The organism is Pseudomonas sp. GW531-T4, assembly GCF_017349615.1.
GTDB classification, from domain to species: Bacteria; Pseudomonadota; Gammaproteobacteria; order Pseudomonadales; family Pseudomonadaceae; genus Aquipseudomonas; species Aquipseudomonas chlororaphis_I.
Genome location: NZ_JACMZT010000006.1, coordinates 22,363 through 44,895, shown reverse-complemented (window position 1 = coordinate 44,895; position 22,533 = coordinate 22,363). Strand labels below are relative to the sequence as shown.

Sequence of the window (22,533 nt, the reverse complement as noted above, 5' to 3'; positions counted from 1 at the left end):
TTCGTTACAGCGAGGACAAAACATAATTAACAAAACACCCGCTAATGCCCACAGGCCGTGGCTTACGGGGCTTGCAAGAGGAGCCATGTCCTTATTCCGCTAAATAATTTCGCCATGAAAATTTACTTGCCCGGTGTTTAGCCATAAAATCACGGCGATTGATTGCACTGCGACATATCGTCACTGCTTTATTTCTTTATCAAGCTCAGAGACCTTTGCTCTCTGTTAAGGATTACCAGCATGCCCGAAGCGACAGGACTCATGGCCCACAACTGGGGCTTTGCCATTTTCCTTCTGGGTGTAGGCGGCCTCTGCGCCTTCATGCTCGGCGTCTCCAGCCTCCTCGGGTCAAAAGCCTGGGGCCGCAGCAAAAACGAACCGTTCGAGTCCGGCATGCTACCTACCGGTGGCGCCCGCTTGCGGCTCTCAGCCAAATTCTATCTGGTCGCGATGCTCTTCGTGATCTTCGATATCGAAGCCCTCTTTCTCTTTGCCTGGTCTGTGTCCGTCCGCGAAAGCGGCTGGACCGGATTCGTCGAAGCTCTCGTTTTCATAGCAATTCTGTTGGCAGGTCTTGTCTACCTTTGGCGGGTGGGGGCTCTTGATTGGGCTCCGGAAGGTCGCCGTAAGCGGCAGGCGAAGCTAAAACAATGAGGCTTTGGCGATGCAATACAATCTCACCAGGATCGACCCCGATGCTCCTAACGAGCAGTATCCGATCGGCGAACGGGAAACCGTTTCCGATCCGTTAGAAGATCAAGTCCACAAAAACATCTTCATGGGCAAGCTGGAAGACGTGCTGAGCGGCGCGGTCAACTGGGGGCGTAAGAACTCCCTGTGGCCGTACAACTTCGGCTTGTCCTGCTGCTACGTGGAAATGACCACTGCCTTCACGGCGCCCCACGACATCGCGCGCTTCGGCGCCGAAGTTATCCGGGCATCACCGCGCCAGGCGGATTTCATGGTTATTGCCGGAACCTGCTTCATCAAGATGGCGCCGATCATTCAGCGTCTCTACGAGCAAATGCTCGAACCGAAGTGGGTCATCTCCATGGGTTCGTGCGCCAACTCCGGTGGCATGTACGACATCTATTCCGTCGTTCAAGGGGTGGACAAGTTCCTGCCCGTGGACGTCTACGTGCCTGGCTGCCCGCCCCGCCCTGAAGCTTTTCTGCAAGGCCTGATGCTCTTGCAGGAGTCGATTGGCCAGGAGCGTCGCCCACTTTCCTGGGTCGTCGGTGACCAAGGCGTGTATCGCGCCGAAATGCCGTCGCAAAAGGAACAGCGCCGCGAACAGCGTATTCAGGTAACCAACCTGCGCAGCCCCGACGAAGTCTGATTCCAGAGCGCTTCTTACAAAGAACGAAAAACTGGCTTCATTCTTTACGTTGACCGAAAGCGATAAAAAACCATGACTACAGGCAGTGCTCTGTACATCCCGCCTTATAAGGCAGACGACCAGGATGTGGTCGTCGAACTCAATAACCGTTTTGGCCCTGAGGCGTTCACCGCCCAGGCCACCCGCACCGGCATGCCGGTGCTGTGGGTTACCCGCGCCAAACTCGTCGAAGTCCTGACCTTCCTGCGCAACCTGCCCAAGCCGTACGTCATGCTCTATGACCTGCACGGCGTGGACGAGCGTCTGCGCACCAAGCGCCAAGGGCTGCCAGGCGCCGACTTCAGCGTGTTCTACCACCTGCTGTCGATCGAACGTAATAGTGACGTAATGATCAAGGTCGCCTTGTCCGAGAGCGACCTCAGCTTGCCGACCGTGACCGGTATCTGGCCGAACGCCAACTGGTACGAGCGTGAAGTCTGGGACATGTTCGGCATCGACTTCGCCGGCCACCCTCACCTGTCGCGCATCATGATGCCGCCGACCTGGGAAGGTCACCCGCTGCGCAAGGACTTCCCGGCGCGCGCCACCGAATTCGATCCGTTCAGCCTGACCCTGGCCAAGCAACAACTGGAAGAAGAAGCCGCGCGCTTCAAGCCGGAAGACTGGGGCATGAAGCGTTCCGGCGCCAACGAGGACTACATGTTCCTCAACCTGGGCCCGAACCACCCTTCGGCTCACGGTGCCTTCCGCATCATCCTGCAGCTGGACGGCGAAGAGATCGTCGACTGCGTACCGGACATCGGCTACCACCACCGTGGCGCCGAGAAAATGGCCGAGCGTCAGTCCTGGCACAGCTTCATTCCGTACACCGACCGTATCGACTACCTCGGCGGCGTGATGAACAACCTGCCGTACGTGCTCTCGGTCGAGAAGCTGGCCGGGATCAAGGTGCCGGAGAAGGTCGACGTCATCCGCATCATGCTGGCCGAGTTCTTCCGGATCACCAGCCACTTGCTGTTCCTGGGTACCTACATCCAGGACGTCGGCGCCATGACCCCGGTGTTCTTCACCTTCACCGACCGTCAGCGCGCCTACACCGTGATCGAAGCCATCACCGGCTTCCGCCTGCACCCGGCCTGGTACCGCATCGGCGGCGTCGCCCACGACCTGCCACGCGGCTGGGAAAAGCTGGTGAAAGACTTCGTCGACTGGCTGCCCAAGCGCCTCGACGAATACACCAAGGCCGCCCTGCAGAACAGCATCCTCAAGGGTCGTACCATCGGCGTCGCCGCCTACAACACCAAGCAAGCCCTGGAATGGGGTGTCACCGGTGCCGGCCTGCGTTCCACCGGTTGCGATTTCGACCTGCGTAAAGCGCGCCCCTACTCCGGCTACGAGAACTTCGAGTTCGAAGTCCCGCTGGCGGCCAATGGCGATGCCTACGACCGCTGCATGGTCCGCGTCGAAGAGATGCGCCAGAGCATCAAGATCATCGACCAGTGCCTGCGCAACATGCCGGAAGGCCCGTACAAGGCGGACCACCCGCTGACCACGCCGCCGCCGAAAGAGCGCACGCTGCAGCACATCGAGACCCTGATCACGCACTTCCTGCAGGTTTCGTGGGGCCCGGTCATGCCGGCCAACGAGTCCTTCCAGATGATCGAAGCGACCAAGGGCATCAACAGTTATTACCTGACGAGCGATGGCGGCACCATGAGCTACCGCACCCGGATCCGCACCCCGAGCTTCGCCCACCTGCAGCAGATCCCTTCGGTGATCCGCGGCAGCATGGTCGCGGACTTGATCGCGTACCTGGGTAGTATCGACTTCGTTATGGCCGACGTGGACCGCTAAGCATGAACAGCCCGCTTATCCAGACAGACCGTTTCGCCCTCAGCGAAACCGAGCGCTCGGCCATCGAGCACGAGCTGCATCACTACGAAGACCCGCGCGCGGCGTCTATCGAAGCCCTGAAGATCGTCCAGAAGGAACGTGGCTGGGTGCCCGATGGCGCCCTCTACGCCATCGGCGAGATCCTCGGCATCCCGGCCAGCGACGTAGAAGGCGTGGCAACGTTCTATAGCCAGATCTTCCGCCAGCCGGTCGGCCGTCACATCATCCGTGTCTGCGACAGCATGGTCTGCTACATCGGCGGCCACGAGTCCGTGGTCAGCCAGATCCAGAGCGAGCTGGGCATCGGCCTCGGCCAGACCACCGCCGACGGCCGCTTCACCCTGCTGCCGGTATGCTGCCTGGGCAACTGCGACAAGGCCCCGGCGCTGATGATCGACGACGACACTTTCGGCGACGTGCAGCCTGCTGGCGTGGCCAAACTGTTGGAGGGCTACGTATGACCCTGACATCCTTCGGCCCTGCCAACCGCATCCAGCGCAGCCCCGAAACCCATCCGCTGACCTGGCGCCTGCGCGACGACGGCGAGCCGGTATGGCTCGACGAGTACCAGGCCAAGAACGGCTACGCCGCTGCGCGCAAGGCTTTCGCCGACCTGTCCCAGGACGACATCGTCCAGACCGTCAAGGACGCCGGCCTCAAGGGCCGCGGCGGCGCAGGCTTCCCCACTGGCGTGAAGTGGGGCCTGATGCCCAAAGACGAATCCATGAACATCCGCTACCTGCTGTGCAACGCGGACGAAATGGAACCCAACACCTGGAAAGACCGCATGCTGATGGAGCAACTGCCCCATCTGCTGATCGAAGGCATGCTGATCAGCGCCCGCGCGCTGAAAACCTACCGTGGCTACATCTTCCTGCGGGGCGAGTACACCACCGCCGCCAAGCACCTCAACCGTGCTGTGGAAGAGGCCAAGGCCGCGGGCCTGCTGGGCAAGAACATCCTGGGCAGCGGCTTCGACTTCGAGCTGTTCGTCCACACCGGCGCCGGGCGTTACATCTGCGGTGAAGAAACCGCACTGATCAACTCCCTCGAAGGCCGTCGCGCCAACCCGCGCTCCAAGCCGCCCTTCCCTGCCGCCGTCGGCGTGTGGGGCAAGCCGACCTGCGTGAACAACGTCGAGACCCTGTGCAACGTGCCAGCGATCATCGGCGATGGCGTGGAATGGTACAAATCCCTCGCTCGCGAAGGCAGTGAAGACCATGGCACCAAGCTGATGGGCTTCTCCGGCAAAGTGAAGAACCCTGGCCTGTGGGAACTGCCGTTCGGCGTGACCGCGCGCGAGCTGTTCGAAGACTACGCTGGCGGCATGCGCGACGGCTTCAAGCTCAAGTGCTGGCAGCCAGGCGGCGCCGGTACCGGCTTCCTGTTGCCCGAACACCTGGATGCACAGATGTACGCCGGTGGCATCGCCAAGGTAGGCACCCGCATGGGTACCGGCCTGGCCATGGCGGTCGACGACAGCATCAACATGGTGTCGCTGCTGCGCAACATGGAAGAGTTCTTTGCCCGCGAATCCTGCGGCTTCTGCACCCCTTGCCGCGATGGCTTGCCGTGGAGCGTCAAGCTGCTGCGCGCCCTCGAGAAAGGCGAAGGGCAAGCCGGCGATATCGAGACCCTGCTGGGTCTGGTCGGTTTCCTCGGCCCAGGCAAGACCTTCTGTGCTCACGCACCGGGCGCCGTGGAGCCATTGGGCAGTGCCATCAAGTATTTCCGTCCAGAGTTCGAGGCCGGCATCGCAGCCACCAGCGCTGCCGTCGTCCCGCCCCTGGCCCGGCCGATCGTAGTCGGCGCGTAAACGTATCGAACGAGGGTGGTCCGTGCCGCCCTCGTATCGCCTGAAGACGCCGCGACGCGCCAGGCGAGCACCAAGATTCCATTAGCCACGCCCGCTGACACCGGGCCAACGAAGAACTTTGAACCATGGCCACTATCCACGTAGACGGCAAAGCGCTCGAAGTCGATGGGGCGGACAACCTGTTACAGGCATGTCTGTCACTAGGCCTCGACATCCCTTATTTCTGCTGGCACCCCGCTCTCGGTAGCGTCGGTGCCTGTCGCCAGTGCGCGGTCAAGCAATACACCGACGAGAACGACACCCGTGGTCGCATCGTCATGTCCTGCATGACGCCCGCCACCGACAACACCTGGATCTCCATCGACGATGAAGAATCCAAGGCCTTCCGCGCCAGTGTCGTCGAATGGCTGATGACCAACCACCCGCACGACTGCCCGGTCTGCGAGGAAGGCGGTCACTGCCACCTGCAAGACATGACCGTGATGACCGGCCACAACGAGCGCCGTTATCGCTTCACCAAGCGTACCCACCAGAACCAGGAACTCGGCCCGTTCATCGCTCACGAGATGAACCGCTGCATCGCCTGCTACCGTTGCGTGCGTTTCTACAAGGACTATGCCGGCGGCACCGACCTCGGCGTGTTCGGCGCCCACGACAACGTGTACTTCGGTCGCGTTGAAGACGGCACCCTGGAAAGCGAGTTCTCCGGCAACCTCACCGAGGTCTGCCCGACCGGTGTGTTCACCGACAAGACTCACTCCGAGCGCTACAACCGCAAATGGGACATGCAGTTCTCGCCGAGCATCTGCCATGGCTGCTCCAGCGGTTGCAACATCTCCCCGGGCGAGCGCTACGGCGAACTGCGCCGCATCGAGAACCGCTACAATGGTTCGGTGAACCAGTACTTCCTGTGCGACCGTGGCCGTTTCGGCTATGGCTACGTCAACCGCACAGACCGTCCACGCCAGCCGCTGCTGAACGACGGCACCAAGCTGAGCCTGGACCAGGCGCTGGACAAGGCCGCCGACCTGCTGCGCGGCCGCAATATCGTCGGTATCGGTTCGCCTCGTGCCAGCCTGGAAAGCAACTACGCCCTGCGTGAACTGGTAGGCGCCGAGCACTTCTACAGTGGTATCGAAGCCGCCGAGCTGGAGCGTATCCGCCTGGTCCTGCAAGTGCTGAAAAACAGCCCGCTGCCCGTGCCGACCATGCGCGACATCGAAGACCACGATGCAGTGTTCGTCCTCGGCGAAGACCTGACCCAGACCGCCGCCCGCATGGCCCTGGCCCTGCGCCAGTCGGTCAAGGGCAAGGCCGAAGAAATGGCCGACGCCATGCGCGTCCAGCCATGGCTCGACGCCGCGGTGAAAAACATCGGCCAGCACGCGCTGAACCCGCTGTTCATCGCCAGCCTGGCTGAAACCAAGCTCGACGACGTTGCCGAGGAGTGTGTACACGCCGCTCCCGACGACCTGGCGCGCATCGGTTTCGCCGTGGCCCACGCCCTGGACGCCAGTGCCCCGACCGTCGAAGGCCTGGACGCCGAAGCCCAGGAACTGGCCAAGCGTATCGCCGACGCCCTCCTCGCCGCCAAGCGCCCACTGATCATCGCCGGCACCTCCCTGGGTTCCAAGGCGCTGATCGAAGCCGCGGCGAACATCGCCAAGGCCCTGAAGCTGCGCGAGAAGAACGGCTCCATCAGCCTGATCGTGCCTGAGGCCAACAGCCTCGGCCTGGCCATGCTCGGTGGCGAATCGGTGGACGCCGCGCTGCAAGCGGTGATCGACGGTAAGGCCGACGCCCTGGTCGTGCTGGAAAACGATCTGTACACCCGCACCGACGCCGCCAAGGTCGATGCTGCGCTGAACGCCGCGAAAGTGGTGATCGTCGCCGACCACCAGAAGACCGCCACCAGCGATCGCGCGCACCTGGTCCTGCCAGCGGCCAGCTTCGCCGAAGGCGACGGCACCCTGGTCAGCCAGGAGGGCCGTGCCCAGCGCTTCTTCCAGGTGTTCGATCCGACCTATATGGATGCCAGCATCCTGGTTCACGAAGGCTGGCGCTGGCTGCATGCCCTGCGCTCTACCCTGCTGAACAAGCCGGTGGACTGGACCCAACTGGACCACGTGACCGCCGCCTGCGCCCAGAGCGACCCGCAACTGGCGCGCATCGTCGATGCCGCGCCATCGGCGTCGTTCCGCATCAAGGGCCTGAAGCTGGCCCGCGAACCGCTGCGTTACAGCGGCCGTACCGCCATGCGCGCCGACATCAGCGTGCACGAGCCACGTACCCCGCAGGACCAGGACACCGCGTTCTCCTTCTCCATGGAAGGTTACTCGGGCTCCGTGGAGCCACGCTCCCAGGTGCCGTTCGCCTGGTCGCCGGGCTGGAACTCGCCGCAAGCCTGGAACAAGTTCCAGGACGAAGTCGGTGGCCACCTGCGTGCCGGTGATCCGGGCACCCGCCTGATCGAAAGCCAGGGCGACAGACTCGGCTGGTTCGCCAGCGTGCCGCGCGCCTTCTCCCCTGCCCAGGGCACCTGGCAGGCGGTGCCGTTCTACCACCTGTTCGGCAGCGAAGAGAACTCTTCGAAAGCCGCTCCGGTCCAGGAACGCATCCCGGCCGCCTACGTTTCCCTGGCCAAGTCCGAAGCCGATCGCCTGGGTGTCAACGATGGCGCGCTGCTCGCCGTGAACGTGGCGGGCCAGACCCTGCGTCTGCCGCTGCGCATCAACGACGAGCTGGGCGCTGGCCTGGTGGCCCTGCCGGCCGGCCTGGCGGGCATTCCTCCGGCGTTCTTTGGCAAATCCGTTGACGGTCTGCAGGAGGCAGCGCAATGACCTGGTTCACCCCTGAAGTGATCGACGTGATCCTGGCGGTCGTCAAAGCCCTGGTCATCATGCTGGCCGTGGTGGTCGCCGGTGCCCTGCTCAGCTTTGTCGAGCGTCGCCTGCTGGGCTGGTGGCAGGACCGTTACGGTCCGAACCGCGTTGGCCCGTTCGGCATGTTCCAGATCGCCGCCGACATGCTGAAGATGTTCTTCAAGGAAGACTGGACCCCGCCGTTTGCCGACAAGGTGATCTTCACCCTGGCACCGGTCGTGGCCATGAGCGCCTTGCTGATCGCGTTCGCGATCATCCCGATCACCCCGACCTGGGGCGTGGCGGACCTGAACATCGGCCTGCTGTTCTTCTTCGCCATGGCCGGCCTGTCGGTCTACGCTGTGCTGTTCGCCGGCTGGTCGAGCAACAACAAGTTCGCCCTGCTCGGCAGCCTGCGGGCCTCGGCCCAGACCGTGTCCTATGAAGTGTTCATGGGCCTGGCGCTGATGGGCATCGTGGCCCAGGTCGGTTCGTTCAACATGCGCGACATCGTCGACTACCAGGCGCAGAACCTGTGGTTCATCATTCCGCAGTTCTTCGGCTTCTGTACCTTCTTCATCGCTGGCGTGGCCGTGACTCACCGTCACCCGTTCGACCAGCCGGAAGCGGAACAGGAACTGGCCGACGGTTACCACATTGAATACGCCGGCATGAAATGGGGCATGTTCTTCGTTGGCGAGTACATCGGCATCATCCTGATCTCGGCACTGCTGGTCACCCTGTTCTTCGGTGGCTGGCACGGTCCGTTCGGCATCCTGCCGCAACTGTCCTTCGTCTGGTTCGCCCTGAAGACCGCGTTCTTCATCATGCTGTTCATCCTGCTGCGGGCTTCCATCCCGCGTCCGCGTTATGACCAGGTGATGGACTTCAGCTGGAAATTCTGCCTGCCGCTGACCCTGATCAATTTGCTGGTGACTGCTGCGCTTGTGTTGTTGAACACGCCAGCGGGCGCGGTTCAGTGAGGATTTGACCCATGTTCAAATATATTGGCGACATCGTTAAGGGTACTGGTACCCAACTGCGCAGCCTGGTGATGGTCTTCGGCCATGGCTTTCGCAAGCGCGACACCCTGCAATACCCGGAAGAGCCGGTCTACCTGCCGCCCCGCTACCGTGGCCGCATCGTACTGACCCGCGACCCCGATGGCGAAGAGCGTTGCGTAGCCTGCAACCTGTGCGCCGTGGCGTGCCCGGTGGGTTGCATCTCGCTGCAGAAAGCTGAAACCGAAGACGGTCGCTGGTACCCGGACTTCTTCCGCATCAACTTCTCGCGTTGCATCTTCTGCGGCCTCTGCGAGGAAGCCTGCCCGACCACCGCGATCCAGCTGACCCCGGATTTCGAGATGGCCGAGTTCAAACGTCAGGACCTGGTTTACGAGAAAGAAGATCTGCTGATCTCCGGTCCCGGAAAGAACCCTGATTACAACTTCTATCGTGTTGCAGGTATGGCCATTGCCGGTAAGCCAAAGGGCTCCGCGCAAAACGAAGCCGAGCCGATCAACGTGAAGAGCTTGCTGCCTTAAGGAAGAAAGATGGAATTCGCTTTCTATTTCGCGTCAGGTGTCGCCGTTGTCTCCACGCTACGTGTGGTGACCAACACCAACCCTGTGCACGCCCTGCTCTACCTGATCATTTCGCTGATCGCCGTGGCGATGACGTTCTTCAGCCTCGGCGCACCGTTCGCCGGCGTGCTGGAAGTGATCGCCTATGCCGGCGCCATCATGGTGCTGTTCGTGTTCGTGGTGATGATGCTGAACCTGGGCCCCGCCTCGGTTCAGCAGGAGCGGATCTGGCTCAAGCCGGGGATCTGGCTCGGGCCGGTGGTGCTCGCCGCCCTGCTGCTGGTGGAACTGCTGTACGTGCTGTTCAGCCACCAGAGCGGCACCGGTATCGGCCACACCACCGTGGACGCCAAGGCCGTGGGCATCAGCCTGTTCGGTCCTTATCTGCTGGTGGTCGAACTCGCCTCGATGCTGCTGCTCGCCGCAGCCGTCACGGCGTTCCACCTGGGCCGCAACGAGGCGAAGGAGTAAGACCATGCCTACTATCGGAACTATCCCTCTGGAGCATGGCATGGCCGTTGCCGGCATCCTGTTCTGCCTCGGCCTGGTCGGCCTGATGGTGCGCCGCAACATTCTCTTCGTGCTGATGAGCCTGGAGGTGATGATGAACGCCTCCGCCCTGGCCTTCATCGTCGCCGGTAGCCGCTGGGCGCAGCCGGATGGACAGGTCATGTTCATCCTGGTGATCAGCCTGGCAGCCGCCGAGGCCAGTATTGGCCTGGCGATCCTGTTGCAGCTGTATCGCCGCTTCCACACTCTCGATATCGACGCTGCCAGCGAGATGCGCGGATGAACCTTCTCTATCTGACTTTCCTGTTCCCCCTGATCGGTTTTCTGCTGCTGTCGTTCTCCCGTGGACGCCTCTCGGAAAACCTCGCCGCCCTGATCGGTGTCGGCTCCGTTGGCCTGTCGGCGATTGTCGCGGCTTATGTGATCTGGCAATTCAATGTCGCTCCGCCGGAAGGTGGCCACTACACCCAGGTGCTGTGGCAGTGGATGACCGTTGGCGACTTCAAGCCAACCTTCGCCCTGTACCTGGACGGCCTGTCCGTGACCATGCTCGGCGTGGTGGTGGGCGTGGGTTTCCTGATCCACCTGTTCGCGTCCTGGTACATGCGCGGTGAAGACGGTTACTCGCGCTTCTTCGCCTACACCAACCTGTTCATCGCCAGCATGCTGTTCCTGGTGCTCGGCGACGACCTGTTGTTCCTGTACTTCGGCTGGGAAGGCGTGGGCCTGTGTTCGTACCTGCTGATCGGTTTCTACTACAGCAACCGCAACAACGGTAACGCGGCACTCAAGGCCTTCATCGTCACCCGCATCGGCGACGTGTTCATGGCCATCGGCCTGTTCATCCTGTTCCAGCAGCTGGGTACGCTGAACATCCAGCAACTGCTGGTCGCGGCGCCTGCGAAGTTCCAGGCCGGCGACTTCTGGATCGTCCTGGCGACCCTGATGCTGCTGGGTGGCGCGGTCGGTAAATCCGCCCAGCTGCCGCTGCAGACCTGGCTGGCGGATGCGATGGCCGGTCCTACCCCGGTTTCGGCACTGATCCACGCCGCAACCATGGTGACCGCCGGTGTCTACCTGATCGCCCGTACCCACGGCCTGTTCGCCCTGGCGCCGGACATCCTGCACCTGGTGGGCGTCGTCGGTGGCGTGACCCTGGTGCTGGCCGGCTTCGCCGCGCTGGTACAGACCGACATCAAGCGGATCCTCGCCTACTCGACCATGAGCCAGATCGGCTACATGTTCCTGGCCCTGGGCGTTGGTGCCTGGGACGGCGCGATCTTCCACCTGATGACCCACGCCTTCTTCAAGGCCCTGCTGTTCCTTGCCTCCGGTGCGGTGATCGTTGCCTGCCACCACGAGCAGAACATCTTCAAGATGGGCGGCCTGTGGAAGAAACTGCCGCTGGCCTACGCCAGCTTCATCGTCGGCGGCGCGGCCCTGGCGGCCCTGCCACTGGTCACCGCCGGTTTCTACTCCAAGGACGAGATCCTCTGGGAAGCCTTCGCCAGCGGTAACCATGGCCTGCTGTATGCCGGTCTGGTGGGGGCTTTCATGACCTCGCTGTACACCTTCCGCCTGATCTTCATCACCTTCCACGGTGAAGCCAAGACCGAAGCCCACGCCGGCCACGGCATCAGCCACTGGCTGCCGCTGTCGGTGCTGATCGTTCTGTCGACCGCCGTCGGCGCCATGATCACCCCACCGCTGCACGGTGTGCTGCCACTCAGCGTCGGCCATGCCGGCGGCGAAGCCAAGCACAGCCTGGAACTCGCGTCCGGCGCCATCGCCATCGCCGGTATCCTGCTGGCCGCGCTGCTGTTCCTCGGCAAGCGTCGCTTCGTTACCGCCATCGCCAACAGCGGCATCGGCCGCCTCCTCTCGGCCTGGTGGTTCGCTGCCTGGGGCTTCGACTGGATCTACGACAAACTGTTCGTCAAACCATATCTGGCGATCAGCCATGTACTGCGCAAAGACCCGCTCGACCAGACCATCGGTCTGATCCCGCGCCTGGCCAAAGGGGGCCACAACTCCCTGAGCCGTACGGAAACCGGTCAACTGCGTTGGTACGCCGCCTCGATGGCTGCTGGTGCCGTGCTGGTTATCGGCGCCGTCGTGCTGGTAGCGGTCTGATATGAACCTTGCGAACTTGCGAAAGGAATTGAGCCCGTCATGATTCTGCCTTGGCTAATCCTGATCCCCTTCATCGGCGGCCTGCTGTGCTGGATGGGTGAGCGCTTCGGCGCCACCCTCCCCCGCTGGATTGCGCTGATCACCATGTCCCTGTTGCTCAGCCTCGGCCTCTGGCTGTGGGCCCACGGCGACTATTCACTCGCTCCGGCGCCTGGCGCCGATCCGACCTGGACCCTGGAGTTCAAGCACGTCTGGATCGAGCGCTTCGGCATCAACGTGCACCTGGCCCTCGACGGCCTGTCGCTGTTGATGATCCTGCTGACCGGCCTCCTGGGCGTGCTTTCCGTCCTCTGTTCCTGGAAAGAGATCCAGCGTCACGTGGGCTTCTTCCACCTGAACCTGATGTGGATCCTGGGCGGTGTCGTCGGCGTGTTCCTCGCCCTCGACCTGTTCATGTTCTTCTTCTTCTGGGAAATGATGCTGGTGCCGATGTACTTCCTCATCGCGCTCTGGGGTCACAGTTCTTCGGATGGCAAGAAAACCCGGATCTACGCCGCGACCAAGTTCTTCATCTTCACTCAGGCTTCCGGCCTGATCATGCTGGTGGCGATCCTCGGTCTGGTACTGGTCAACTTCAACGACACCGGCGTGATTACCTTCAACTACGCCGACCTGTTGAAGACCAAGATGTCGACCACTACCGAGTACGTGCTGATGCTCGGTTTCTTCATCGCCTTCGCGGTGAAGCTGCCAGTGGTACCGTTCCACTCCTGGCTGCCCGATGCCCACGCCCAGGCACCGACCGCGGGTTCCGTGGACCTCGCGGGGATCCTGCTGAAGACCGCGGCCTATGGCCTGCTGCGCTTCGCCCTGCCGCTGTTCCCGAACGCCTCGGCCGAGTTCGCACCAATCGCCATGACCCTGGGTCTGATCGGCATCTTCTACGGTGCCTTCCTGGCCTTCGCCCAGACCGACATCAAGCGCCTGGTGGCATTCTCCAGCGTTTCGCACATGGGCTTCGTGCTGATCGGCATCTACTCCGGCAGCCAGCTGGCCCTGCAGGGCGCGGTGATCCAGATGCTGGCCCACGGTCTGTCGGCGGCGGCACTCTTTATCCTGTGCGGCCAGCTGTACGAACGCACCCACACCCGCGACATGCGTGAAATGGGTGGCCTGTGGTCGAAGATCGCCTACCTGCCAGCCATCAGCCTGTTCTTCGCAGCAGCCTCGCTGGGCTTGCCGGCGACCGGTAACTTCGTCGGCGAATTCCTGATCCTGATCGGTACCTTCGCCAGCGCGCCATGGGTCACCGTGCTCGCGACTTCCGGCCTGGTGTTCGGTTCGGTCTATTCGCTGATCATGATTCACCGCGCCTACTTCGGCCCGGCCAAGTCGGACGCGGTCCTGCACGGCATGGACGCTCGCGAACTGATCATGGTGGTCGGACTGGCGGCGCTGCTGATCTACATCGGCATCTACCCGCAACCGTTCCTCGATACCTCTGCCGCCACGATGAGTGGCGTGCAGCAATGGCTCGGCACCGCCTTCACTCAACTCGCTTCGGCCCGGTAAGAGCGCTATGGACTTTACGATTCAACACTTTATCGCGCTTGCGCCGCTGTTGATCACCAGCCTCACCATCATTGTGGTGATGCTGGCTATCGCCTGGCGTCGCAACCATTCGCAAACCTTCCTGCTGTCGGTCGCCGGTCTGAACCTGGCGTTGCTGTCGATCCTGCCGGCCCTGAAAGTCACCCCTCTGGCGGTGACTCCATTGCTGCAGATCGACCAGTTCGCCTGCCTGTACATGGCGCTGATCCTGGTGGCCACCCTGGCCTGCGTCACCCTCGCCCACGCCTACCTGGGCGACGGCGGCACCGGCTACCCAGGCAATCGCGAAGAACTGTACCTGCTGATCCTGATGGCCGCCGCCGGCGGCCTGGTCCTGGTCAGCGCGCAACACCTGGCCGGCTTGTTCATCGGCCTGGAACTGCTCTCGGTACCGGTCTACGGCCTGGTGGCTTATGCCTTCTTCAACAAGCGTTCGCTGGAAGCCGGCATCAAGTACATGGTGCTGTCGGCCGCCGGTTCCGCGTTCCTGCTGTTCGGCATGGCCCTGCTCTACGCCGAAGCCGGCAGCCTGAGCTTCAACGGCATCGGTCAGGCCCTGGCCGCGACCGGCCTGCCTAGCCCGCTGGCCCAACTGGGCCTGGGCATGATGCTGATCGGCCTGGCGTTCAAGCTGTCGCTGGTGCCCTTCCACCTGTGGACCCCGGACGTCTACGAAGGCGCTCCGGCGCCTGTGGCGGCCTTCCTGGCCACCGCGAGCAAGGTGGCGGTGTTCGCGGTGATGGTGCGTCTGTTCCAGATCTCGCCGGTGGCCAGCAGCGGTGTCCTGAACACCGTGCTGACCCTGATCGCGATTGCCTCGATCCTGTTCGGTAACCTGCTGGCGCTGACCCAGAGCAACCTCAAGCGTCTGCTGGGTTACTCGTCCATCGCCCACTTCGGTTACCTGCTGATCGCCCTGGTGGCGAGCAAGGGCCTGGCGATGGAAGCCATCGGCGTCTACCTGGTCACCTACGTGATCACCAGCCTCGGCGCCTTCGGCGTGATCACCCTGATGTCCTCGCCTTACAAGGGTCGCGATGCGGATGCCCTGTACGAGTACCGCGGCCTGTTCTGGCGTCGTCCGTACCTGACCGCCGTACTGACCGTGATGATGCTGTCCCTGGCCGGTATCCCGCTGACCGCGGGCTTCATCGGCAAGTTCTACATCATTGCCACCGGTGTCGAAGCGCACCAATGGTGGCTGGTCGGTTCCCTGGTCCTGGGCAGCGCCATCGGCGTGTTCTACTACCTGCGCGTCATGGTCACCCTGTACCTGATCGAGCCGAACCTGCGCCGCGTCGACGCCCAACTGCACTGGGAACAGAAAGCCGGCGGCGTGATGCTGCTGGCCATCGCGGTCCTGGCGTTCTTCCTCGGCGTCTACCCACAACCGCTGCTGATCCTGGTCCAGCAATCCGGTCTGGCGGGCTGATCGCTCAAGAACGATCCGCAGCAAAACAAGACGGCGCCTTCGGGCGCCGTTTTGTTTTCCAAAGAAAAACCACCCTGCCCTTCCTCCTGCCATCTGAAAGGAATTGCCTTTCAGGCTTTAAAGACGCGTCCTACGTCTCATCCTGATTGCCAAGTCTAAGGTCATTAAAAGGCGACGAGCGCCATGCGCAACGCCTTGACCTCTCGACCCATTCAACCAAAAATATACGCAGATTACGTACAGATCATGGACGCACTTTTTATTGAGCTGCCCCCGTTCCAACGCCATCGACAGGACTACCTGGACGACGAGCTTTTTCGTAGCTTGCAGCTTGAGTTGCTGAAAGCCCCCGAAGCCGGAGATCTCATCGAGGGAACCGATGGCTTGCGCAAGATCCGCTTTGTCGATGAGCGACGGCACAAGGGCAAACGCGGCGGGATCCGGGTGATTTATTACTGGTGGTCCGGAGGCGCCCAATTCTGGCTCTTCACCCTTTACGCAAAGAACGAGCAGAACGACCTGACACCCCATCAGAAAAAACTGCTCAAGCAACTGCTGAACAGAGAAGTCGAGGCGAGAACCCATCATGAAACGTGACATCTTTTCCGAACTGGTCGAAGGTTTCGACGCCCTGGCCAAAGAGCGCCAAGGCAAGCTCACGCTGCGCACCTACAAGGTCAAGCTGAACGCGCTGCTCCCGATCACCGCTGAAGAAGTGCTGGCCGTGCGCGAGCAGTTGAACCTGTCCAGATCGGTATTTGCCATGTACCTGCGCACCAATACTCGGACCCTGGAGAACTGGGAGCAAGGACGGGCAAAACCCAACGCTCAGGCCACTACCCTGATCCGCCTGGTACAGCGTTTTCCCGATACGGTGGAGCGGCTGGCAGCATTGGCCTGAAGGTCTGCACTGGTTCGCAGGACGTCATCGCGGGCAAGCCTCGCTCCGACGGATCACCTTCTTCTGTAGGAGCGAGGCTTGCCCGCGATAACAATGGTCCGGGCACTACAGCTCCCAAAACAGAACGGCACCCGAAGGTGCCGTTGCGCATTACCGATCCACAACCTTACTTGCGCGCCGCCTCCCACGACTTGAGCAGTTCGTTGTAGCTCACGGTCTCGCCCTGGGGTTTCTCGTTGGCCAGTTTCGGTTTCGGCGCGCCCGGTTGGTCGAACCAGTATTGCGCGTCGCGCTCGGGGTTCATTTTCGGGGCGCAGGTGGCCTGGGCTTTCGAGCGCTCGAGCCGGGTCATGATTGCGTCCTGATCCTTGGCCAGGCCATCGAGTGCCTGTTGCGGGGTTTTCTCGCCGCTGGCCGCTTCGGCGATATGGCTCCACCACAGCTGTGCCAGGCGTGGATAGTCCGGCACGTTGGTGCCGGTCGGCGTCCACTGCACGCGGGCCGGACTGCGATAGAACTCCACCAGGCCACCGAGTTTCGGCGCCAGGTCGGTCATCGCCTGGGAGTTGATGTCCGACTCGCGGATCGGTGTCAGGCCGACGATGGTTTTCTTCAGCGACACGGTTTTCGAGGTCACGAACTGGGCATAGAGCCAGGCCGCGAGTTTCTGTTTCTCCGGGGTGGACTTGAGGAAGGTCCAGGAGCCGGCGTCCTGATACCCCAGCTTCATGCCCTCCTCCCAGTACGGCCCCTTGGGCGACGGCGCCATGCGCCATTTCGGCGTGCCGTCGGCGTTCATCACCGCCAGGCCCGGCTTGGTCATGTCGGCGGTGAAGGCGGTGTACCAGAAGATCTGCTGGGCGATATTGCCCTGGGACGGCACCGGCCCGGATTCGGAGAAAGTCATGCCCGCCGCTTCCGGTGGCGCGTACTTTTTCATCCAGTCGACGTACTTGGTGGTGGCGAACACCGCCGCCGGGCCGTTGGTGTCGCCGCCGCGGGTCACGCTGGAGCCCACCGGATGGCAATCCTCGACGCGGATCCCCCACTCGTCCACCGGCAAACCGTTGGGCAAGCCCTTGTCGCCACCGCCGGCCATGGAGAACCAGGCATCGGTGAAGCGCCAGCCCAGGGACGGATCCTTCTTGCCGTAGTCCATATGCCCGTAGACCCGCTTGCCGTCGATCTCCTTGACGTCTTCGCTGAAGAACTTGGCGATGTCCTCATAGGCCGACCAGTTCACCGGCACACCCAGCTCGTAGCCGTACTTCTCCTTGAACTTGGCTTTCAGGTCGGCCCGCTCGAACCAGTCGGCGCGGAACCAGTACAGGTTGGCGAACTGCTGGTCGGGCAACTGGTAGATCTTGCCGTCCGGCGCGGTGGTGAAGGAGATGCCGATGAAGTCCTTGATGTCCAGGGTCGGCGAGGTGTAGTCCTTGCCCTCGTTGGCCATCAGGTCGGTGATGGATTCGGTCTTGCCATAACGGAAGTGCGTGCCGATCAGGTCGGAGTCGTTGACCCAGCCGTCATAGATATTCTTGTCCGACTGCATCTGGGTCTGCAGCTTCTCCACCACGTCGCCTTCCTGCAGCAGGTCGTGGGTCAGCTTGATCCCGGTGATTTCACTGAAGGCCTTGGCCAGCACCTTGGACTCGTATTCATGGGTGGCGATGGTCTCAGAGACCACGTTGATCTTCATCCCGCGAAACGGCTCGGACGCCTTGATAAACCACTTCAGCTCTTCCAGCTGTTGCTCCGCAGTCAGGGTGGATGGCTTGAACTCGCTGCCGATCCATTTTTTCGCGGCGTCCTCATAGGCGTCGGCCCAGGCCGTCGCGCTCAAGCCGCTCAGAGCCAGCATGGCCGCCAATGAAACGCTATGTCGCAGCTTATTGTTTTTGTCGAACATAGAGACCTCCCGGTTAAGTTCAAAGAGGACCGATACCAATACCTCCCTGTAGGAGCGAGCTTGCTCGCGAAGGTCGCTAACGATGACGCGTAGAACCAGCCTGTACGCGGCGCGCTGGAATTCTTCGCGAGCAAGCTCGCTCCTACAGGAATGGGTATCAGCATTAGCCCCAACGCATCACAGCCAACAGCCACACCAGGGACAGCACGAACGCCACCCAGATGCTCCAGTCGGTGACGCCGATTACCAGCAGATGCAGGTAGGCGCTGCCGAGAAGACCGATAAACAGGCGATCGCCACGGGTGGTGGCAATCGGCAGGAAGCCGCGCCGAGGGATACTCGGCGAACGTAATTCCCACGTGGTCATGCCCAGCAGGATCAAGGCAATGACACCGAAGAATGCCGCCGTCGGGGCGGTCCAGTTCATCCATTCCATCAACGGATCCTCATACCCGGCCCAGGGCGAAGCCCTTGGCCACATGGTTGCGAACAAACCAGATCACCAGCATGCCCGGCAGGATGGTCAGCACCCCGGCCGCCGCCAGCACACCCCAGTCGATACCGGAGGCGGACACGGTGCGGGTCATCACCGCGGCGATCGGCTTGGCGTTCACCGAGGTCAGGGTCCGCGCCAGCAGCAGCTCGACCCAGGAAAACATGAAGCAGAAGAACGCCGTCACGCCGATCCCCGAGCCGATCAGCGGGACGAAGATCTTCACGAAGAACTTGGGAAAGCTGTAGCCGTCGATGTAGGCGGTCTCGTCGATTTCCTTCGGCACCCCGGACATGAAGCCTTCGAGAATCCACACCGCCAGCGGCACGTTGAACAGGCAGTGGGCCAGGGCCACGGCAATGTGCGTATCGAACAGGCCGATGGACGAATACAGCTGGAAGAACGGCAGCAGGAACACCGCCGGCGGCGCCATGCGGTTGGTCAGCAGCCAGAAGAACAGGTGCTTGTCGCCGAGGAAGCGGTAGCGCGAGAACGCATAGGCCGCCGGCAGTGCCACACTCAGGGAAATCACCGTGTTCAGGCTGACGTAATACAGCGAGTTGAGGTAGCCGGTGTACCAGCTGGGGTCGGTGAAGATCACCTTGTAGTTGTGCCAGGTGAAGTCCTGGGGCCACAGGGTCAGGCTGCCGAGGATCTCGTTGTTGCTCTTGAACGACATGTTCAGCAACCAGTAGATCGGCACCAGCAGGAACAGGATGTAGATCAGCAGCGGTATCAGCTTGCGCTTGGTCATGGCGGCCGTCCTCAGCGATTGGCGTCGGAGTGGGTCATGGCGGTGTAGAACAGCCAGGACACCAGCAGGATGATCAGGAAATACACCAGGGAAAACGCCGCGGCCGGGCCCAGGTCGAACTGACCGATCGCCATCTGGGTCAGGGTCTGGCTGAGGAAGGTGGTGGCGTTGCCCGGCCCGCCGCCGGTGAGCACGAACGGCTCGGTGTAGATCATGAAGCTGTCCATGAAGCGCAGCATCACCGCGATCAGCAGCACGCTTTTCATCTTCGGCAACTGGATATGCCGGAACACTGCCCAGTTCGACGCCCGGTCAATGCGCGCCGCCTGGTAGTACACGTCCGGGATCGCCCGCAGCCCCGAGTAGCACAGCAGCGCCACCAGCGAGGTCCAGTGCCACACGTCCATCACCAGCACCGTGACCCAGGCATCCATGGTGTTGGCCGCATAGTTGTAATTGATGCCCAGGGCATTCAGCGCCGAGCCCATCAGGCCGATGTCGGCGCGGCCGAAGATCTGCCAGATGGTGCCCACCACGTTCCACGGGATCAGCAACGGAATGGCGAGGATGATCAGCACCACCGACGACCAGCGCCCCTTGCTCGGCATGGTCAGGGCAATGGCTATCCCCAAGGGAATCTCGATCAGCAACACACAGGCCGAATAGATGAACTGGCGCAGCAACGAGTCGTGCAGGCGCGGGTCGAGCAGCACCTGGCGGTACCAGTCGGCGCCGACGAAATAGCGGCTGGACTGGTCGAAGATGTCCTGCACCGAGTAGTTGACCACGGTCATCATCGGGATCACCGCACTGAAGGCCACCAGCAGGAACACCGGCAATACCAGCCACCAGGCCTTGTTGTTCTGCACTTTGTTCATGGCTGAACCTCGTTCGTGGCGTGGGCCTCCAGCAGGTATTCGTCGGCGTAGACCATCAGCCACTGCGCGGGGAAGCTGATGCAGGCCCTGCCCTGCGGCACTGGCTTGTCTTCGGCCAGGCGCACTTTTAACACCGCGCCGTCGAGGTTCAGGGTCATGATCTTGTAGGTGCCCAGGTCCTCGATGTGGACCACGTCGGCCTGCAGCGCCTCCTCGTAAGGCTCGTCCCAGACATGGATGAATTCCGGGCGGATACCGACTTTCAGGCTCTGGTAATCGCTCTCGGCGATCCGCTGCTGCAAGGCCTCGGGCAGTGCCAGATGGGTGCCGGCGAACCTGACACCGCCGGCCTCTGCCCGGACCTCGATCAGGTTCATCCCCGGGCTGCCGATGAAGTAGCCGACGAAGGTGTGGCTCGGTCGCTCGAACAGCTCCCGCGGGGTGCCGAACTGGACGATCTGCCCGCCGTACATCACCGCGATCTTGTCGGCGAAGGTCGAGGCTTCGAGCTGGTCGTGGGTGACGTAGACCATGGTGATGTTGAACTGCTCGTGGATCTGCTTGAGCTTGCGCCGCAGCTTCCACTTCAGGTGCGGGTCGATTACCGTCAGCGGCTCGTCGAACAGGATCGCCGACACGTCGTCGCGCACCAGGCCGCGGCCCATCGAGACCTTCTGCTTTTCGTCGGCACTGAGGTTGCGCGCCTTCTTGCTCAACAGCGCCTGCAGGTCGAGGACCTCGGCGATCTCCTGCACCTTGCTGTGCACCTTGGCCTCGGCCATGCCCTGGTTGCGCAGCGGGAAGGCCAGGTTGTCGAACACCGTCATGGTGTCGTAGACCACCGGGAACTGGAAAACCTGGGCGATATTGCGCTTCTCGGGAGTCAGCTCGTTGACCACCCGGGTGTCGAACAGCACCTGCCCCTGGGACGGGCTGAGCAGCCCGGAAATGATATTGAGCAAGGTCGACTTGCCGCAGCCGGACGGCCCGAGCAAGGCATAGGCGCCGCCCTGCTCCCAGATGTGGTTCATCTCGCGGATCGCATAGTCCTCGGGACCAGCCGGAGTGCTGGTGTAACTGTGGGCGAGGTTGTGCAAACGGATCTCGGCCATCAGGCAACCCTCGCGACGCGTCGCCCCGGCGCCTGGACCAGACGGCCCTGGGCATCGAAGACGAACAGTTTGTGGGTGGGGATATAAATGCGGATCGGCGCGTCGACGTCATATTCGTGCACGCCGGGCAAGTGCAGCACCAACAGGAATTGTTCGTTGCGCACATGCAGGAAGGTTTCCGAGCCGCTGATTTCCGCCACCTCGACGGTCACCGCCAGCTCCAGGTCGTCGTCGTTGCTCGGCACCAGGGAGATATGGCTGGGCCGCACGCCAAAGCGGAACTCACCCTCGCCGACCGGGCGCAAATCGACGTTCAGCGGAAAGTGCACGAAGTTGGCGAAGCTCACTTCATTGCCCGCGATGCGCCCCGGCATCAGGTTGATCGGCGGTTCGGAGAACAGCTCGGCGGCCAGCACCGTCTGGGGCTGGTGATAGACCTCGGCGGTCTTGCCGCTCTGCACCAGGCGCCCCTCATGGAGAATGGTGGTAGTGCCGCCCAAAGCCAGCGCCTCGTTGGGCTCGGTGGTGGCGTAGATGGCGATGGTGTGGCGGGCCTGGAACAGCTCGCGCATCTCCTGGCGCAGCTCTTCACGCAGCTTGTAGTCGAGGTTGACCAGCGGCTCGTCGAACAGGATCAGCTCGGCATCCTTGACCAGCGCCCGGGCCATCGCCGTGCGCTGCTGCTGGCCGCCGGACAGCTCCAGCGGATGGCGCTGCAGGAACTTCTCGATCCGCAGCATCTTCGCCGTCTCCAGCACCTTGCTCTCGATCATCTGCGCGGCGACACCGGCCTGGCGCAGCGGCGAGGCGATGTTCTCGAACACGGTCATGGTCGGGTAGTTGATGAACTGCTGATAGACCATCGACACGTTGCGCAGCCGCACCGGGCGCCCGGTGACGTCCACGCCATTCATCAGGATGCGTCCGCTGGCGGGCTTGTCGAGCCCGGCAATCAAGCGCATCAGGCTGGTCTTGCCGGACAGCGTACGTCCCAGCAGGACATTGAAGGAACCGGGTTCAAAGCGCAGCGAGATGTCATCGATCCAGGTCTGGCCCTCGACGACACGGCTGACGTGTTCCAGCGTTAATGACATGGCTCGGCCTTTTTTATTATTGGAGTCAAGCGACCGGAGCAGCAGAGCGACTTTCGTGCCAGAACCGCGGCAGCAAACCAAGCCACTGATAAGCCTGATATTTATTCCAAGACAGGTTATCCGCGGGTTCATAGCTGAACAGAAATGAACAACCCGCACTGAACAACTGAACAGTCCGGCGGTTGACAATGAACAAGAGTGAACAACACTGGATG

21 protein-coding genes are annotated in these 22,533 nt (G+C 62.1%); 15 read left to right on the top strand and 6 right to left on the bottom strand.

The genetic code is table 11. From position 1 onward, the window contains the following. Nucleotides 1-240: 240 nt before the first annotated feature. The 15 genes from J4D28_RS06495 (at nucleotide 241) to J4D28_RS06425 (ending at nucleotide 16,078) form a co-directional block, all read left to right on the top strand. Nucleotides 241-654 (top strand): NADH-quinone oxidoreductase subunit A, encoded by a 414-nt coding sequence (locus J4D28_RS06495; RefSeq protein WP_007929187.1) that lies wholly within the window; start codon nucleotides 241-243, stop codon nucleotides 652-654. 10 nt (nucleotides 655-664) lie between these two features. Beyond that, nucleotides 665-1,339, top strand: coding sequence for an NADH-quinone oxidoreductase subunit B family protein (locus tag J4D28_RS06490; RefSeq protein ID WP_007929186.1), 675 nt, complete (start codon nucleotides 665-667; stop codon nucleotides 1,337-1,339). Nucleotides 1,340-1,411: 72 nt separating this feature from the next. Continuing rightward, the gene (gene nuoC / locus J4D28_RS06485; protein WP_009049783.1) at nucleotides 1,412-3,193 is read left to right on the top strand and encodes an NADH-quinone oxidoreductase subunit C/D; all 1,782 of its coding nucleotides are present in this window, start codon (nucleotides 1,412-1,414) and stop codon (nucleotides 3,191-3,193) included. Between the two features lie 2 nt (nucleotides 3,194-3,195). After that, nucleotides 3,196-3,693, top strand: a complete 498-nt coding sequence (gene nuoE / locus J4D28_RS06480) for an NADH-quinone oxidoreductase subunit NuoE (RefSeq protein WP_009044589.1) — start codon at nucleotides 3,196-3,198, stop codon at nucleotides 3,691-3,693. After that, the gene (nuoF, locus tag J4D28_RS06475) at nucleotides 3,690-5,048 is read left to right on the top strand and encodes an NADH-quinone oxidoreductase subunit NuoF (RefSeq protein ID WP_009049785.1); all 1,359 of its coding nucleotides are present in this window, start codon (nucleotides 3,690-3,692) and stop codon (nucleotides 5,046-5,048) included. The genes nuoE and nuoF overlap by 4 nt, the downstream gene beginning before the upstream one ends. 125 nt (nucleotides 5,049-5,173) lie before the next feature. Then, on the top strand, nucleotides 5,174-7,888 hold the full coding sequence (nuoG, locus tag J4D28_RS06470; protein ID WP_103331604.1) for an NADH-quinone oxidoreductase subunit NuoG: 2,715 nt from the start codon (nucleotides 5,174-5,176) through the stop codon (nucleotides 7,886-7,888). Continuing rightward, nucleotides 7,885-8,892, top strand: coding sequence for an NADH-quinone oxidoreductase subunit NuoH (gene nuoH, locus J4D28_RS06465; RefSeq protein WP_007929607.1), 1,008 nt, complete (start codon nucleotides 7,885-7,887; stop codon nucleotides 8,890-8,892). Before nuoG ends, nuoH begins: the two co-directional genes overlap by 4 nt. 11 nt (nucleotides 8,893-8,903) lie before the next feature. Further along, nucleotides 8,904-9,452, top strand: a complete 549-nt coding sequence (gene nuoI, locus J4D28_RS06460) for an NADH-quinone oxidoreductase subunit NuoI (protein ID WP_003223795.1) — start codon at nucleotides 8,904-8,906, stop codon at nucleotides 9,450-9,452. A 9-nt stretch (nucleotides 9,453-9,461) separates the two neighbouring features. Continuing rightward, nucleotides 9,462-9,962 carry an NADH-quinone oxidoreductase subunit J gene (nuoJ, locus tag J4D28_RS06455; RefSeq protein ID WP_009049787.1) on the top strand — a complete coding sequence of 167 codons (501 nt, stop codon included), beginning with the start codon at nucleotides 9,462-9,464 and terminating at the stop codon, nucleotides 9,960-9,962. Between the two features lie 13 nt (nucleotides 9,963-9,975). After that, nucleotides 9,976-10,284, top strand: coding sequence for an NADH-quinone oxidoreductase subunit NuoK (gene nuoK / locus J4D28_RS06450; RefSeq protein ID WP_023964387.1), 309 nt, complete (start codon nucleotides 9,976-9,978; stop codon nucleotides 10,282-10,284). Continuing rightward, the gene (gene nuoL, locus J4D28_RS06445; protein ID WP_009049789.1) at nucleotides 10,281-12,134 is read left to right on the top strand and encodes an NADH-quinone oxidoreductase subunit L; all 1,854 of its coding nucleotides are present in this window, start codon (nucleotides 10,281-10,283) and stop codon (nucleotides 12,132-12,134) included. The genes nuoK and nuoL overlap by 4 nt, the downstream gene beginning before the upstream one ends. Before the next feature lie 39 nt (nucleotides 12,135-12,173). Further along, nucleotides 12,174-13,706: an NADH-quinone oxidoreductase subunit M gene (nuoM, locus tag J4D28_RS06440; RefSeq protein ID WP_009049790.1), complete on the top strand. Its 1,533-nt coding sequence runs from the start codon at nucleotides 12,174-12,176 to the stop codon at nucleotides 13,704-13,706. Between the two features lie 7 nt (nucleotides 13,707-13,713). Further along, complete coding sequence (gene nuoN, locus J4D28_RS06435) at nucleotides 13,714-15,177, top strand: NADH-quinone oxidoreductase subunit NuoN (protein WP_007929613.1); 1,464 nt, start codon at nucleotides 13,714-13,716, stop codon at nucleotides 15,175-15,177. Nucleotides 15,178-15,423: 246 nt separating this feature from the next. Then, entirely contained in the window at nucleotides 15,424-15,774 is a 351-nt protein-coding gene (locus tag J4D28_RS06430; protein ID WP_041986396.1) for a toxin, read from the top strand. Continuing rightward, entirely contained in the window at nucleotides 15,764-16,078 is a 315-nt protein-coding gene (locus tag J4D28_RS06425) for a DNA-binding transcriptional regulator (protein ID WP_009049793.1), read from the top strand. The genes J4D28_RS06430 and J4D28_RS06425 overlap by 11 nt, the downstream gene beginning before the upstream one ends. A 166-nt stretch (nucleotides 16,079-16,244) precedes the next feature. On the opposite strand, the gene J4D28_RS06420 is transcribed toward J4D28_RS06425, so the two are convergent. The 6 genes from J4D28_RS06420 to J4D28_RS06395 all read right to left on the bottom strand — a co-directional run bounded on the left by J4D28_RS06420 (nucleotide 16,245) and on the right by J4D28_RS06395 (nucleotide 22,318). Then, on the bottom strand, nucleotides 16,245-17,987 hold the full coding sequence (locus J4D28_RS06420) for an ABC transporter substrate-binding protein (RefSeq protein ID WP_028682814.1): 1,743 nt from the start codon (nucleotides 17,985-17,987) through the stop codon (nucleotides 16,245-16,247). Nucleotides 17,988-18,150: 163 nt separating this feature from the next. After that, a complete protein-coding gene (locus J4D28_RS06415) occupies nucleotides 18,151-18,423 on the bottom strand; it encodes a DUF2160 domain-containing protein (RefSeq protein WP_009049795.1) in 273 nt (90 codons plus the stop codon). 10 nt (nucleotides 18,424-18,433) lie between these two features. Further along, nucleotides 18,434-19,234, bottom strand: a complete 801-nt coding sequence (locus tag J4D28_RS06410; protein WP_007929618.1) for a carbohydrate ABC transporter permease — start codon at nucleotides 19,232-19,234, stop codon at nucleotides 18,434-18,436. An 11-nt stretch (nucleotides 19,235-19,245) separates the two neighbouring features. Next, on the bottom strand, nucleotides 19,246-20,112 hold the full coding sequence (locus tag J4D28_RS06405; RefSeq protein ID WP_009049796.1) for a carbohydrate ABC transporter permease: 867 nt from the start codon (nucleotides 20,110-20,112) through the stop codon (nucleotides 19,246-19,248). Next, nucleotides 20,109-21,224, bottom strand: a complete 1,116-nt coding sequence (locus tag J4D28_RS06400) for an ABC transporter ATP-binding protein (RefSeq protein ID WP_016701904.1) — start codon at nucleotides 21,222-21,224, stop codon at nucleotides 20,109-20,111. The genes J4D28_RS06405 and J4D28_RS06400 overlap by 4 nt, the downstream gene beginning before the upstream one ends. After that, nucleotides 21,224-22,318: an ABC transporter ATP-binding protein gene (locus tag J4D28_RS06395; protein ID WP_103331603.1), complete on the bottom strand. Its 1,095-nt coding sequence runs from the start codon at nucleotides 22,316-22,318 to the stop codon at nucleotides 21,224-21,226. Before J4D28_RS06395 ends, J4D28_RS06400 begins: the two co-directional genes overlap by 1 nt. Between the last annotated feature and the right edge of the window lie 215 nt (nucleotides 22,319-22,533).

Coding starts and splice junctions, on each gene's coding strand:
- J4D28_RS06415 (WP_009049795.1), bottom strand. CDS start 18,423: ATGGAATGGATGAACTGGACCGCCCCGACGGCGGCATTCTTCGGTGTC.
- J4D28_RS06490 (WP_007929186.1), top strand. CDS start 665: ATGCAATACAATCTCACCAGGATCGACCCCGATGCTCCTAACGAGCAG.
- J4D28_RS06495 (WP_007929187.1), top strand. CDS start 241: ATGCCCGAAGCGACAGGACTCATGGCCCACAACTGGGGCTTTGCCATT.
- nuoI (WP_003223795.1), top strand. CDS start 8,904: ATGTTCAAATATATTGGCGACATCGTTAAGGGTACTGGTACCCAACTG.
- nuoG (WP_103331604.1), top strand. CDS start 5,174: ATGGCCACTATCCACGTAGACGGCAAAGCGCTCGAAGTCGATGGGGCG.
- nuoE (WP_009044589.1), top strand. CDS start 3,196: ATGAACAGCCCGCTTATCCAGACAGACCGTTTCGCCCTCAGCGAAACC.
- nuoH (WP_007929607.1), top strand. CDS start 7,885: ATGACCTGGTTCACCCCTGAAGTGATCGACGTGATCCTGGCGGTCGTC.
- nuoM (WP_009049790.1), top strand. CDS start 12,174: ATGATTCTGCCTTGGCTAATCCTGATCCCCTTCATCGGCGGCCTGCTG.
- J4D28_RS06410 (WP_007929618.1), bottom strand. CDS start 19,234: ATGACCAAGCGCAAGCTGATACCGCTGCTGATCTACATCCTGTTCCTG.
- nuoJ (WP_009049787.1), top strand. CDS start 9,462: ATGGAATTCGCTTTCTATTTCGCGTCAGGTGTCGCCGTTGTCTCCACG.
- J4D28_RS06425 (WP_009049793.1), top strand. CDS start 15,764: ATGAAACGTGACATCTTTTCCGAACTGGTCGAAGGTTTCGACGCCCTG.
- nuoF (WP_009049785.1), top strand. CDS start 3,690: ATGACCCTGACATCCTTCGGCCCTGCCAACCGCATCCAGCGCAGCCCC.
- nuoL (WP_009049789.1), top strand. CDS start 10,281: ATGAACCTTCTCTATCTGACTTTCCTGTTCCCCCTGATCGGTTTTCTG.
- J4D28_RS06400 (WP_016701904.1), bottom strand. CDS start 21,224: ATGGCCGAGATCCGTTTGCACAACCTCGCCCACAGTTACACCAGCACT.
- J4D28_RS06430 (WP_041986396.1), top strand. CDS start 15,424: ATGGACGCACTTTTTATTGAGCTGCCCCCGTTCCAACGCCATCGACAG.
- J4D28_RS06420 (WP_028682814.1), bottom strand. CDS start 17,987: ATGTTCGACAAAAACAATAAGCTGCGACATAGCGTTTCATTGGCGGCC.
- nuoC (WP_009049783.1), top strand. CDS start 1,412: ATGACTACAGGCAGTGCTCTGTACATCCCGCCTTATAAGGCAGACGAC.
- nuoN (WP_007929613.1), top strand. CDS start 13,714: ATGGACTTTACGATTCAACACTTTATCGCGCTTGCGCCGCTGTTGATC.
- J4D28_RS06395 (WP_103331603.1), bottom strand. CDS start 22,318: ATGTCATTAACGCTGGAACACGTCAGCCGTGTCGTCGAGGGCCAGACC.
- J4D28_RS06405 (WP_009049796.1), bottom strand. CDS start 20,112: ATGAACAAAGTGCAGAACAACAAGGCCTGGTGGCTGGTATTGCCGGTG.